The organism is Paenibacillus profundus, assembly GCF_021369635.1.
GTDB classification, from domain to species: Bacteria; Bacillota; Bacilli; order Paenibacillales; family Paenibacillaceae; genus Paenibacillus_B; species Paenibacillus_B profundus.
Genome location: NZ_JAJNBZ010000002.1, coordinates 126,495 through 139,584, shown reverse-complemented (window position 1 = coordinate 139,584; position 13,090 = coordinate 126,495). Strand labels below are relative to the sequence as shown.

The 13,090-nt window shown below is 42.3% G+C and carries 13 protein-coding genes; 4 read left to right on the top strand and 9 right to left on the bottom strand.

Annotated elements, in window-relative coordinates:
* Positions 1 to 28: 28 nt before the first annotated feature.
* The 3 genes from LQV63_RS03450 to LQV63_RS03440 form a co-directional block, all read right to left on the bottom strand.
* Positions 29 to 793, bottom strand: coding sequence for an exodeoxyribonuclease III (locus tag LQV63_RS03450; protein ID WP_233695657.1), 765 nt, complete (start codon positions 791 to 793; stop codon positions 29 to 31).
* 112 nt (positions 794 to 905) lie between these two features.
* Positions 906 to 1,199: a hypothetical protein gene (locus LQV63_RS03445; RefSeq protein WP_233695656.1), complete on the bottom strand. Its 294-nt coding sequence runs from the start codon at positions 1,197 to 1,199 to the stop codon at positions 906 to 908.
* A 993-nt stretch (positions 1,200 to 2,192) separates the two neighbouring features.
* Positions 2,193 to 3,047, bottom strand: a complete 855-nt coding sequence (locus LQV63_RS03440) for a DegV family protein (protein WP_233695655.1) — start codon at positions 3,045 to 3,047, stop codon at positions 2,193 to 2,195.
* A gap of 601 nt (positions 3,048 to 3,648) precedes the next feature.
* On the opposite strand from LQV63_RS03440, the gene LQV63_RS03435 reads away from it, so the two are divergent.
* The 3 genes from LQV63_RS03435 (at position 3,649) to LQV63_RS03425 (ending at position 7,204) form a co-directional block, all read left to right on the top strand.
* Complete coding sequence (locus LQV63_RS03435) at positions 3,649 to 4,542, top strand: alpha/beta hydrolase family protein (RefSeq protein WP_233695654.1); 894 nt, start codon at positions 3,649 to 3,651, stop codon at positions 4,540 to 4,542.
* A 419-nt stretch (positions 4,543 to 4,961) separates the two neighbouring features.
* Positions 4,962 to 6,659, top strand: coding sequence for an SWIM zinc finger family protein (locus tag LQV63_RS03430; RefSeq protein WP_233695653.1), 1,698 nt, complete (start codon positions 4,962 to 4,964; stop codon positions 6,657 to 6,659).
* 275 nt (positions 6,660 to 6,934) lie between these two features.
* The gene (locus tag LQV63_RS03425; RefSeq protein ID WP_407672889.1) at positions 6,935 to 7,204 is read left to right on the top strand and encodes a type II toxin-antitoxin system death-on-curing family toxin; all 270 of its coding nucleotides are present in this window, start codon (positions 6,935 to 6,937) and stop codon (positions 7,202 to 7,204) included.
* A 102-nt stretch (positions 7,205 to 7,306) separates the two neighbouring features.
* Here the strand turns inward: LQV63_RS03425 and LQV63_RS03420 are convergent, their stop codons facing one another.
* Positions 7,307 to 8,536, bottom strand: a complete 1,230-nt coding sequence (locus tag LQV63_RS03420) for an MFS transporter (RefSeq protein WP_233695652.1) — start codon at positions 8,534 to 8,536, stop codon at positions 7,307 to 7,309.
* Positions 8,537 to 8,911: 375 nt separating this feature from the next.
* Here LQV63_RS03420 and LQV63_RS03415 point away from each other — a divergent pair, with 375 nt between their 5' ends.
* Positions 8,912 to 9,511, top strand: a complete 600-nt coding sequence (locus tag LQV63_RS03415; RefSeq protein ID WP_019419812.1) for a TetR/AcrR family transcriptional regulator — start codon at positions 8,912 to 8,914, stop codon at positions 9,509 to 9,511.
* 41 nt (positions 9,512 to 9,552) lie between these two features.
* Here LQV63_RS03415 and LQV63_RS03410 read toward each other — a convergent pair whose 3' ends face one another.
* The 5 genes from LQV63_RS03410 to LQV63_RS03390 form a co-directional block, all read right to left on the bottom strand.
* Positions 9,553 to 10,308, bottom strand: a complete 756-nt coding sequence (locus LQV63_RS03410) for a class I SAM-dependent methyltransferase (RefSeq protein WP_233695651.1) — start codon at positions 10,306 to 10,308, stop codon at positions 9,553 to 9,555.
* Between the two features lie 200 nt (positions 10,309 to 10,508).
* On the bottom strand, positions 10,509 to 11,228 hold the full coding sequence (locus tag LQV63_RS03405; protein WP_019419814.1) for a YebC/PmpR family DNA-binding transcriptional regulator: 720 nt from the start codon (positions 11,226 to 11,228) through the stop codon (positions 10,509 to 10,511).
* A 163-nt stretch (positions 11,229 to 11,391) separates the two neighbouring features.
* A complete protein-coding gene (locus tag LQV63_RS03400; protein ID WP_233695650.1) occupies positions 11,392 to 12,339 on the bottom strand; it encodes a GNAT family N-acetyltransferase in 948 nt (315 codons plus the stop codon).
* Between the two features lie 28 nt (positions 12,340 to 12,367).
* Entirely contained in the window at positions 12,368 to 12,760 is a 393-nt protein-coding gene (locus LQV63_RS03395; RefSeq protein ID WP_233695649.1) for a type II toxin-antitoxin system death-on-curing family toxin, read from the bottom strand.
* A complete protein-coding gene (locus LQV63_RS03390) occupies positions 12,760 to 13,059 on the bottom strand; it encodes an AbrB/MazE/SpoVT family DNA-binding domain-containing protein (protein WP_233695648.1) in 300 nt (99 codons plus the stop codon). Before LQV63_RS03390 ends, LQV63_RS03395 begins: the two co-directional genes overlap by 1 nt.
* Between the last annotated feature and the right edge of the window lie 31 nt (positions 13,060 to 13,090).

The window sequence follows — 13,090 nt, the reverse complement described above, 5'->3', positions numbered from 1 at the left end:
TCTCTAGAGGAAGCACCAGCCCTCGAATTTACACTTCAATGTCGGCGATATTGAGAATAACAGGGCAATGATCGCTGCCTAAAATACTTGAATCGATTTGCGCATCGATTAATAAGGGATTCAGTCTTGAAGAGACAAGGAAATAATCAATTCTCCAGCCAATATTCCGCTCCCTTACCTTGGGCATGTAAGACCACCACGAATAGGCATCTGTCTTCTGAGGATAGAAATGCCGGAACGTATCGGTAAATCCAGCGTCCAGCAATCGGGTCATCTTCTCCCGCTCTTCTGGAGTAAACCCGGAATTGTTCCAGTTGGACTTTGGATTCTTCAAGTCGATCTCTTGGTGGGCCACATTCATATCCCCGCACATAATGACAGGCTTACATGCATCCAACTGCTGAACGTAATGTCTGAACCGTTCTTCCCATTCTAGCCGTTCTTCCAACCGGGACAGATCTCGCTTGGAATTGGGCGTATATACATTCACGAGATAGAAGGTCTCGAACTCGAGCGTGATGATCCGCCCCTCAGGCTCTTCATCTTCTTCTATCCCATATCGTACCGATACAGGCTTTATTTTAGTGAAAACCGCTGTCCCCGAGTACCCCTTCTTCAGCGCATAATTCCAATACAGCTCATATTCATCGCCAAGCTCCATGGCAATTTGGCCTTCCTGCAGCTTCGTCTCCTGCACGCAGAATATATCCGCTTCCGTCTCTCGGAAGTAGTCATTAAATCCTTTGTTCACGCACGCCCTTAGGCCGTTCACATTCCAGGATACCAGCTTCATTCGCGTCTATCTCCTTGCTGTATACTATTCTTTTATCTAGTGTATCATAGCTGAACGATAGACTGGGAGGCTCTCTCGTGATGCTATTGTTTCCAATGATTTGACCACCCGGTTAAGTCCGAGTATCGAGAGAATCATATACCACGATGGGGAGAGAAGCGGATTCAACCAGCAGAGAGACAGCCTCGCCGCTTTTTTTGTCTTTATATCTAACAGAATAACCCCCAAACCCATAGGCATACTCGACTTCTTGAAACTCCAAATCCATATCGTAATACTGAAAAGTGACATAGATGGAAGCAGTAAATCGAGCCGTTGCACGTTGCAGAACAGTTGATTGGGATACGGCCAATGCGAATAGGATCAATGTCAGCAGAACTGCGAACATAATTTTATATTTCTTCAACGATTATTTCTCCTTTTGTTAAGCTATCGACAACCCGTATACCTCGAGCACTCCATAAAATCAAATAAATCCCAAATTTAATAAAATGTAAGAAGGAGTTTTAAGTGTGATTAGGTGATATATGGATTATGTTCGTATGAGCATAAATAAATTATTTAGAGAGGCACTGTGGGGGATTATTTAAATTCTATTTTAAACATCTTTTTTAGTAGTGGTCTGATTATCAAAAATACTATAAGTACCGAAGAAAGTAATCCTACCGTCAAACTACTTACAAGACTACAAATAGTATAAAAAACCAAAACTGTAAGTAGTAGATCAGAAATGAAATAAAGTTTCGATTTATCCATTCCTTTGCCCTCTTTCGCTGAATAACGTACATTGATCAACACTAGTCATAACTTGATAAAAGACATGCTCAAATATATGGACATAAAAAATCAAATTATAAAACGTCTCAAATTGAAATGTTCTATTCAGGAATGGGTCTAGAGGTATATCTCTTCATCTGTTACGCCAAACTCATCCATTAATGGTCGCGAAACACTCATTTTCACCTTAACATAATCACTCGGATCGCTACCTGTCATCTCTATGGACATGGATGCTTCCTAAATAATTTGCATCTGATTCCGTAGAAACTTCAATAGTTTCGTATGGCGGAAAGTCCAGGTTTTGAACCAACCGACATCTATTCCACCTCAAAATTACATTCTATACAATGTAATTTTTTTGTCAACTATTGGTATAAATTATCCTTCGGAACGACTAGATTATAGATATCCATAAATGGACTTAAGATCATCGTTTGTTGGTTTTGAATCATCGGACTCACCCACTAAGTTTGATATCTTAAGGATACAGAAAAAAGGTACAACCTCCTCATAAATTGAGGAACTATACCTTTTTCTTTAAGGGGACTTTTTCAGTGGCCTCCTTCATACGGCCGGGGTTTTCATGGTTAAGGCAATGGGGGGAATCAGATCCCATATATCATTTTTCTTCGTTGTGCCAAATAACAGCTAAGGTACCTTCACCGGCATGAACGGCAATGGCAGAGCTAATCTCTCCGATCACAATATCAAGACCTGGGAATTGGCTCAGGAGATCTTGCTTGAATGCCTCTGCTTTATTACGAACATTTCCATGCATAATTTGCAATTGTTTAATGTTGTTTTGATGATAAGCATGTTTGAATAGTTCAATCATTCGCAAGTAGGCTTTTTTCTCTGAACGCACTCTTTCAAATAGCTCAAATGCGCCACCTGAATTAATTCGAATGATAGGCTTGATACGGAGAAGTGAACCTAATAAATACTGGGTGCCTGTCATTCTCCCACCCTTATAGAACTGCTCTAGACTGCCTAACACAATGTAATTTTCCGATTTATCAGCCTCTTGTCGTAATTTGACCGCTATATCCTTGCAATCGATCCCTTGTTCAGCAAGTTCTATCCCTTTGTAGAGTAACGTCGTGATAGCATAAGACATTGATTTAGAATCGATCACTTCGACCCGGAGCGGCACGGAATCTGAAGCTGATGTGCAACAGGCTAGTGTCCCGCTTAATTTGTCAGATACATGAATGGCAATAGCGCAGTCATAATCTATACTTAATTTCTCGAACAACTCTGCAAACTTACCGATAGGAGGCTGTGATGTTTTGGGGATGTCTTTCTCTTCCCGGATGCGTCGATACAATTCCTCAGTAGTCAAATCAATTCCATCGTCAAACACATTATTACCAAATACAATTCCTAACGGAATCACATACACGTCTGGGTTATTCTTTAAATCATCAGGAATATAGGCGGTGCTGTCTGTAATCCAAGCAATTTTCTTTGTCATTGAGTTCCCATTTCTGTTCATGTTATGAAGTAGACTAAAAATGTAAAATAATTTATGTTTATGCAAAAAAATAATCACGTTTCCACCTTATATAAAAGTAAATAAACTCTACCTATATAAGTTAGATCTCTAAGCTTTTACAGAGGGTTTCGTTCATGTAACCATACTGGCCTTCATTATATCATCTACATTCATTTATATAAACGGGCCTCTGATCGATTAAATTAAAAAGACTATCATATTATATAAACTTCCTTCGTATTGCCATATTTAACGTTTAATTATTCGTTCGTGTCTTCTGATTATTTAGTAAATCTGCTTACATTGTTGACCTCTATTGGTTTCTCGTTTGTTGTAACCAGAAAGTTTCTTCTTAAACAAAAAAGGAAACATTCGCTGTGATATCCCGTTAACCTTATTGACGAAGCCTTTTCCTTGACGATGTTCTTTGCGGTTGATTCTTTCTCGCGCCTCCTCCACGCACATAAAACCGACCTTATACGGTCGGTCTTTTCTTTTTTTAAACGATTCTTAAACGGAACCAGTCTTTACCTTTAACCTCCAACCACTACGATAGAAAAGTCGAAGGCCTGTTTTTAATTTGCCTAAGCCTGATGGTTTATATGAAGTAGGCACTCAAACCTTTCATTTTATTGATAATAACCGAGATGAAGTCTTCCCCGAAGATAAAAATGATAAGAGAGAGCTAATGGTTCAAATTTGGTATCCTGCTGAACATGTGAATGATAAAAAGGGTGAATCGCTTTTTCCAGAGGATAAAGAAATACTTGAAATGTATATGCAGGCATACTCCCAAAAATTTAAGCTTCCTGAATTTGCGTTAGATTACTGGAAGTATATCAGAAGAAATTCTTATGAGAGTGCAGAAATATTGCCTTCTGCAAAGCCTTATCCCTTGGTACTGCTAAGTCATGGCATGGGGACCGGCAGGTTCTTGCATACCTCTCAAGCCGAGAATCTTGCCAGTCATGGTTACATCGTGGCAGCAATTGATCATACATATAGCACCATGGTTACCGCTTTTCCTGACGGTAAAGCAACTGGTTTTAAAACAGAGGTGAATGGAGATAATTTTTATGATGTAGGCAATAGTGTTGGGGTTACATGGACGCAAGATGTGGAGTTTGTAATCAATCAATTTGAAAAGCTGCATTCAGGCACTATCCAAAGTAAATTTAAAGGAACTGTGGATTTGAATAACATAGGAATTATGGGGCGTTCTTTTGGTGGCGCAACGGCTTTCAATGCATTTTATTTGAATGATAACGTCAAAGCTGGGATAGATATGGATGGCACGCTTCATGCATTGGAGAATAGAGATCATATAAACAAGCCGTTTATGTTCATCAAATCAGGTGATTTTATGGATAGGGTCAAAAAATATGAAAATGAAAAAGAGCTGACGGACAAAATTTCGAATGAACTATCCATTATGGAAAATGTTAAGAAGCATGGGGGAAATACAGGATTCTAATTGATGGACCGAATATAAAGTTTCCAGAGGTGAAATTTCAATAAAGGCTTGGACAAGAGAAAACCTAACGGGAGGCATTCTTCCCGTTAGGTTATTTATTTTTGAGAGGCCGTGGCGTAGTATCTTCCTGAGGCCATAAAGGTAGAGAACACTGATGGAAAGCGTCATAATTGCAGCAGCTTCTAAATGATCTAAGAGATCGGTAACAGTCCACATGTTTATAAGCATAGAAAAATAACATACAGTCGACTAATAAGGTGGGACTTTTGTTATAATCAGGGTAAGTTTGAGACCTGAAAGGATGAGCTACTATGAACCTTTTGGACGAGCTTATTCATACTTTTACATGGACAACAACTGCTGTGTGCTAGTGAACCTGATTCGGAATCATCCAGCTTAGGAATAGGAGTTGATTCAGCTTGAATCTCCATCATCTCAGTAAAAGCATTGACCCTGTTATCATGAATAGAGGCCAGGATTATGTCCTGGCTGGATATGTACGCTCCATTAAAGAAATCAAGGATGGACTGTATAGGGCGTTGGTGGAGGGTAGTGATCTCTATGAGGTTCTTGTAGAGCTTAGAGACAATGATGACGTTCTATCCGTCGAATGTGACTGCCCATATGATTACGGTCCAACTTGCAAGCACCAGGCTGCAGTTCTGATTAAGCTAAGGGAAATGAGAGGAACAGCCAGAAGCCATTCGGCGAACCTGTCCTCACCCATATCCGTTCAGACCAAAACTCTGAAACAACTACTGGAAGCAGAGAGCAAAGACAGCCTGATTTCACTACTGCTCTACTTAGCCGTTGATTCCGAACAGACGGAAGAGCGAATCAGGCTGCATCTGTCCGATGTCGATTATAACGATTCGATTGACAGCTGCAGGCGACTGATACAGTCCTATATCGAAATGTATGCCGACAATTATGGATTTGTCAGATGGGATAACGTTGATCGGGCTGTTGAGGGCGCCGAACACGTGGCTGAACAAGCCGCTTTAGCTTTCGATGATGGCAAGCTGCTGCAGGCTGCAAAGATAAACATCTGCATCCTGGAGGAAATGATGGACTTGCTCCAGTCATCGGACGATTCTAACGGTACAATCGGCGGAATCATCGAGGAAAGTATAGAGCGCTTGGATGCCATTGCCCAATCAGGCGAGTTGTTGTTGTCCGGAGAAATGGAAATCCTGTTCGATTTGATAATGGGTGTTGCTATACAAAACCGTTTCGACGGATGGCCTGATTGGCGGGTAGATCTGCTTGCAGCAGCCTCATATTTAACCGCCTCCCCTGATCTGCGGGAGAAGTGGGAACAACACATTGAACATTTGAGTCAAAATACAGACGAAGATACTTGGAGCGGCGAGTACTTTACAGCTCGTATAGCCAAACTGCGTTATAACCAACTGCAAGAGCACGCCGGTGAGACGCAGGCCAACGATTATTTATACAGCCAGTTGCATTTTTCCGACTTCCGCAAGCAAGCCATACAGCTTGCACTGGATAACTGCCGCTATGATGAAGCTATACGTCTGGCGGAAGAGGGCGAAGCACAGGACCTTGAGAAGGGCTTGCCCGGCCTCGTTGGTCAGTGGAAGCAGCTCCGCTACGATGCATATCGCTTGTCAGGGGATGTGCAGAGGCAACGCGAGTTAGGCTTGGAACTGCTATGCTGCGGAGACCTTTCTTATTACACGTTCGTCAAAGCTGCCTATTCTTCCGCCGAGTGGCCGCTAGTCTATCACAACCTTTTAGAAACCTTGGAGAAAGGTAACTTCTGGCGGCAGGAATCAGTGTATACGCAAATTCTGGTGCAGGAACAGGAGCACGCACGTCTGCTGCTCTATGTGAAACAACACCCTGAACAAGTTGAGACCTTCTGTCCTCTTCTGATAGAACATTATCCAAAGGATGTTATCCACATCTTCCAAAAGTATATTGAATGGAAGGCAGCCAACTCTTCTTCAAGAAAGCAGTATCAAGGGGTTTGTCAGGTCCTCAAGAGGTTTAAGAAGGCCGCCGGCCCTGCGGAGGCAGAACGTATTGTTCAGCTACTGCTGACACAGTACCCGAACAAGCCGGCCTTCAGGGATGAGTTAACGAAGTTCTAAACTGAAACTCATCATACAACTTCATTGCAAGATTAGAATCGTCAACTTCCCAATGCAAAAAGCTGACAGAACTTATGTATAATTGTTATAACAGTTGAATAGTATGATAAGGAGGGAAATACGGTTCAAATCGATGTTAATCAGACTAGTGGAGAAATCGTGATCAAAAAGGCCAATAAAGTGACACTGCCAGCGGGAATTAGTGCTGATTTTATGGAAAGTCTTTCAGAAGTGATAAGTGAATATGATCAAACCTTAAAAGGATTAAAAGATAGATAACCGAAACCCGTTATTTGACAAGCCAAGAGGTCATTGCGATCAACGTTGCAGCTTTGTTTGAATCTCTCGGTCAAAACCATCCCTTTCATAATGCCAACAAGCGCACCGCTTTTACTGCCCTGCTAATCTTTTTACGATATAATGGTTTTCGTTTTGTAATGAGCACCAAGGCAGCGGAAGATTTCACAGTAGACATGGTCAATCATAAATACACTTTTGATGAGTTGGTTACAACCATTCACAGAAATACGATTATCCACAAATAGTAAAACAAAAAGAGCACCGCTTGAGGTGCTCTTTTTGTTGGTGGAATGAATTATCAATAGTTATTCGCACGAGACCCTCGCTGCGTGATACTTAATTCGATTTTAGTACTTGACCGAGACTGAACCATCCTTCGGGCTCATGACCGCGTGATTGTATGCTGACCGGAGGGATCTGTAACCAAGAAGCACGATAGCCAGAGCAAGCAATCCCGCCGCTATAGCCACGACAAACCCCGCCCGTGCGCCAAAGCCATCCACAACCCATCCCGCTGCAGCCGAGCCTAGAGCAACCCCGATACCCAAGCCTGTAATTGCCCAGGTCATTCCTTCCGTTACCTGGGATTCGGGAACGATTTTCTCCACCAACCCCATAGTGATGATCATCGTGGGAGCCACGGACATCCCAGCGAAGAAGACAGCGACTGCTAGCTTAGCAATGCTGTCCACGAAGAAGAGTGGAAGCATCGTAACGGCCGATACTGCAACGGCCCGCAAAAATTGACGGTGTGGCGGAGTACTCAGCCTAAGAGTGCCGTAAACCAGGCCGGCCAAGCATGAACCTACAGCGTAGACGGAAAGCACGATACTGGCGGCTACTGTATTTCCCTGATTCTCAGCAAAAGCTACACTCACTACGTCCACTGTGCCAAATATAGTGCCTATGGCAGCGAGCGTGAACACCAGCACCCTCAATGAACCAATCTTGATCACAGTTCCATTACTGTTAGGGTTAAGGGGACGCACCGCAGGTTCGGTACTCTTTTGCATCGTGAACAGGAATACCCCTATCGTTAGAAAAACGCACGACAAAAGAGGACCCGCTTCGGGGAAGAGCATAACGCTTAAACCGACAGAAATGACCGGACCAATAATAAAGCAGAGTTCGTCAACAACTGACTCAAAGGAAAATGCGGTATGCAGCTTTGGGGAACCCCGATACAGCTCGGTCCAGCGCGCGCGTACCATGGCCGGCATACTGGGCATGCATCCGGCGAGTAACGCGAACAGGAATAGCGTCCAATCCGGTGCTTGATATCTTGTGCATAGCAGCAAGGAGACAACGGATACTACACTGATCCCTGTGGCTGGGAGTAGTACACGGGATTGCCCCAATCGGTCCACCATACGTGAAATTTGAGGGGCCATCAAAGCTGACGCCAACGCAAAGGTAGCTGCAACAGCACCAGCGAGCCAGTACTCGCCACGCAACTGAGACAACATGGTAACAACGCCAATTCCCAGCATGGATATAGGCATCCGAGCGACAAAGCCTGCCGCTGAGAACCCCTTTGCACCAGGGGCATCGAATATCTCACGATATGGATTAGGCATGATGCACCCCCGAATAAATGCAGATTGGAAATACATTCTTCATTCCTTTAACTCCCCTCATTTTGAATAGTAATTCATTCAGACCAGGATAAACGGCTGCACCGTCCTTGTGCAACAAGGAGCATCGCGTTTGTCAATGTAGACCACAGATAAGATGTGAAAAACTTATACTTCCTATCAGCTGAATTATATTGACATACGTAATGTATGTGAATACTATATATACATACGATGCGTATGTCAATATGCATTTTTATACCTCCAACTACTGAATTCCAAAGGACTTATTCTTTCGGATGTCGAACAATATTAAGCATAGGATTGGTTCCCAGCGAAGACAATTAACATAAAAAACGTATGTAAGCAGGAGGAAAAATGGCTCGAAAAGCACGATCGGAAATGATTGCAGAAACACGCGCCAAGTTGGTAAGTGCGGCAAGGCAAGCTTTTGGCACGATTGGGTATGCACACACATCCATGGATGACCTCACAGCTTCTGTGGGCCTAACGCGCGGCGCGCTTTATCATCACTTTGGCGACAAGAAAGGCTTATTGGAAGCTGTCGTCAAAGAAATCGATGCTGAAATGGATAGCAGATTGGGAAGGATCTCAGATGCGGCAGAAGGAAATTGGGAAGGCTTCGTTGGTCGTTGCCGCGCTTATCTTGCCATGGCTCTTGAGCCTGAAATCCAGCGAATCGTGCATAGAGACGCGCCTTCGGTACTGGGCAATGCTTATTCTCAATCATCTCAGTCGCACTGCCTAGCGACGATGGCTGATATGCTTCAGCAATTGATGCTGGATCGGATCATTGCAACGACGGACTCCGAAGCTTTAGCGCGGCTATTGAATGGGGGACTAATGGACACTGCTTTTTGGATCGCAAACTCCGAGGATGCCGAGGCTGGCTTGTCCAAAGCTTTACACAGCCTTTCACTTGTATTGAACGGCTTGCTTCTGGAGAAGGGTTTGTAGTGTAGAAGCAATGAAATGACTCTTCGCCGAGCTAAGCGGACCTACACATTGCCTATGTAGCTTCGTGTAATATTGGGAATGACAATCATGTTGTCACTGCTATATTTTATAAAAAGCTCGGTCACTGCCTCAATAAATGGATTGTAATTTGCATCTGTCGGCTTAGGAGCATAGGATGCTGACAAATTGCGTCCTACAAATCCCTCTAGATTAAACTCCAGATCGTGCCGAAAAACTTCATATTCATATTCGCCGTCTTTGAAAAAGTCCTTGTATATGTCAGGCGTTTCATCTATGCCTCCACTAAAGCCTTTAAACCCAGAGCACAGCTGTTTGCATACCTCCGCATTTTCATTTACTAAAAGGCTTGAAGAATCCCTGCTGTTCCATACAAGGGCTACATTTGAATTTGGTTTCAATATTCTCTGGCATTCCAATTTAAATTTATCTTTGTCGAACCAGTGAAATGCCTGCGCAACCGTTGCCAAATCAATACTGGAACTTTGAATACCGGTATTCTCGGCAGTCCCTTGTATCGAGATAAAACTTGAATAGCTGTTTAATGCTTTTTCTGCAATCGTTCTCATATCACGATTAGGTTCAACTGCAAACACTTTAAAGTTTCTGTCGAGTAGCTGTTGAGTAAAAACCCCCGTACCCGAACCTATATCTGCAATAATATGGTTGGAAGTTAATTGGTTGGATGAAATCAAATAATTAATATACTCTGTTGGATAATTCGGGCGATATTTCGAATACGTATCTGCTTTACCGGTAAACTTGTTTGTTGTTTCCAAAGCATGTACCTCCTTCGCCTAATATAAATACCACGTGCTGATATCTCCATTATAGTGCTACCGAATCCTATCCATAAAAACCCGACCTCATATGGTCGGGTTTTTATGGTAGAAGGCCAGGGAATCGAACCTCAATCCGAAAATATCGCCACATAGGCTGCAAAGATTGTAGCGACACCCTAGAAACCTCCGAATTCAAATTAATCTTCAAGCTCAACGTTATGGTAAACTTGTTGAACATCTTCCAGATCTTCTAGCACATCAATCAGTTTCTCGAATTGAGCCTGAACGTCTTCTGCAAGCGTAACATAGCTCTGTGGAAGCATGGTCAGCTCCGCTACGGTAAATTCCGTGATGCCCTCATTCTTGAATGCCTCTTGAACAGCATGAAACTGATCAGGCTCAGCGTAAATAATGACCGCTTCATCCTCTTCCAAAATATCACGAACGTCTAAGTCCGCATTCATTAAGATCTCCAGCACTTCATCGGCTGTCTTGCCTTCCAGACCAATGACCGCCGTTTGATCAAACATATAATTTACAGATCCGCTCACTCCAAGGCTGCCGCCGTTCTTGTTAAATGCAGCACGCACCTCAGAAGCCGTACGGTTCACGTTATTCGTTAATGCGTCCACGATAACCATGGAGCCGTTAGGTCCGAAGCCTTCATAACGGAGTTCATCGTAGTTCTCATCTGAACCGCCCTTTGCCTTCTCAATCGCACGGTCAATGATCGCTTTTGGTACATTGTATGTTTTGGCACGCTCAACGACAAATTTCAAGGCTTGATTCGATTCCGGATTCGGCTCGCCTTGCTTCGCAACCACGTAAATTTCTCTCCCGAACCTGGCATATATACGACTTGTATTAGTATCTTTGGATGCTTTCTTTTCCTTAATATTGTTCCATTTACGCCCCATACTGATCCCGCTCTCTTTCCACATTGAATGTGCATAATCATCATAATTATATCTCTTAAAAGGGGCTTGGGCAAATATCAAAACTTTAGGTATTCATTTATTACGGTTTATATCGCGTGGGATTGAAGGTGGGAAAAGATGCCTCAGTTTTGAAGAAGCACTATCATTTTCTATGCAAAATAAATTTTTGATGTGGATAGTTGTTCTCGTCAAAGAAGAGTTCGTTTAGAACAAATCCAAACTTCTTATACAATGCTCTTGGTGCAATTCCTTTTTCATCATTTTCTCTAAAAGTTGAAACCCAAATATCTTTATCATCAGGAAGCAAAGATAGCATTTTATTAATCATGGCAGATGCAATTCCTCTTTTGCGATAAGCTGGATGTACAGCCATACATGACAGACAATTTTGATTATATGAAAATAATAAAATACCAACGACTATATCATTTTGTTTTGCACAAATTGCTGTTCTTCTACCAATATTTTTTTCAACCGTTTTCTGATAACCTTGAAGCTGTTCTTCTGTTTCTAATCCCGGGAAGTTAGTTCGTATAAATTTTACAAGTTTCATCCACAATTCCAAATCATCATTAGTTGCCATCTGAATCGTAAAGTCTTGCTCTATGGATATAAAATGCTCAACAGTATCCGAATATTTTGTTAGTAATTGTTTAGATTCTATGGGGTACAATTCTGTCTTGAGAATATCAGACAATGGCATCCATGAAAATTCCAACTTAAAAGTTTGGTTTTCTAATTGCTCTGTGCCCCAGAAACTGCCGCTTAATGGAATTTCCGTTTCGTCTGCAAGCGATATAAGATAAAATAGACATATTTGTTGGCAATCCTTATTTCCCCACGGAAAGAAAAGTTCACCTACCCATTTTAACGAACCGACTTTTATATTTACGCCCATTTCTTCTTTAAATTCTCTTATAAGGGTTTCCTCATGAGTCTCTCCAAAGCTAACATGACCGCCTGGAAAAGCATAGCCTGTGTCATTGTTCGGTCTTTGTAATAGAATCTTGTCGTTCTGCATTAATAGTCCAGCCACTCGATAACTAAATACATGTTTCTCCGTTTTGAACAAAATATCCTGTTTGCTCATGTCCTTACACACCCTTGACGCCCCGTTCTCACTTCTTGATACAATGTTCTACAAAAATTTGAGCCATATCTTCAACAGAATATTTCCCATTCACAATATCCACCATGAAATTTACTGCTAATTCCCGTTCCATTTTCAGATGATAGCCGTTTATTTGAAGGAATGATTTCACAGCCAAATACGCCGTTCGTTTGTTACCATTGTGAAAACAATGGTTTTTAGCCACAGAATCCACCAACGCAGCTGCTTTCTCGAATAATGTCGGATACGCATCCTCACCAAATACACTTTGCTGCGGTCTATAAACGGCAGACTCAAGAAGAGAATGGTCTTTAACGCCCGCTTGTTCCATATCCTGCATCTGCTTCATCATGAAGTAGTGCCCGGCAATCACTTCTTCTTTAGTCAAATACTTTACCATTATCGGTCCCTTAAATCATTGAAGATGTCCTGATCTTCATTAAAAACATCATAAAACGCCTCAAGCACTTCAGGCCGCACATTCTCAGGCAGATTCGATTTTCGAACCTTTTTGATTACGATTTCTCCCTCATCGTTTTCGATAAATTCAATCTCGTCACCCTGTACAACATTCAGCTTCTCTGCAAGCATCTTTGGCAAACTAATCCCTAAACTATTTCCCATTCGTCCTATTTTGCGAGAGTACCGAGTCGACTTCGTTCTATCACGGCCTTTTTCCATATTGACCACACCATTCATAATAATGTTCTCCTCTCATAGTATGATCCAT

What these genes read in the sequence shown, in the direction of transcription:
- LQV63_RS03400 (WP_233695650.1), bottom strand. Translation starts at nt 12,339, where the DNA reads ATGAGCAAACAGGATATTTTGTTCAAAACGGAGAAACATGTATTTAGT.
- LQV63_RS03395 (WP_233695649.1), bottom strand. Translation starts at nt 12,760, where the DNA reads ATGGTAAAGTATTTGACTAAAGAAGAAGTGATTGCCGGGCACTACTTC.
- LQV63_RS03440 (WP_233695655.1), bottom strand. Translation starts at nt 3,047, where the DNA reads ATGACAAAGAAAATTGCTTGGATTACAGACAGCACCGCCTATATTCCT.
- LQV63_RS03450 (WP_233695657.1), bottom strand. Translation starts at nt 793, where the DNA reads ATGAAGCTGGTATCCTGGAATGTGAACGGCCTAAGGGCGTGCGTGAAC.
- LQV63_RS03415 (WP_019419812.1), top strand. Translation starts at nt 8,912, where the DNA reads ATGGCTCGAAAAGCACGATCGGAAATGATTGCAGAAACACGCGCCAAG.
- LQV63_RS03390 (WP_233695648.1), bottom strand. Translation starts at nt 13,059, where the DNA reads ATGAATGGTGTGGTCAATATGGAAAAAGGCCGTGATAGAACGAAGTCG.
- LQV63_RS03405 (WP_019419814.1), bottom strand. Translation starts at nt 11,228, where the DNA reads ATGGGGCGTAAATGGAACAATATTAAGGAAAAGAAAGCATCCAAAGAT.
- LQV63_RS03420 (WP_233695652.1), bottom strand. Translation starts at nt 8,536, where the DNA reads ATGCCTAATCCATATCGTGAGATATTCGATGCCCCTGGTGCAAAGGGG.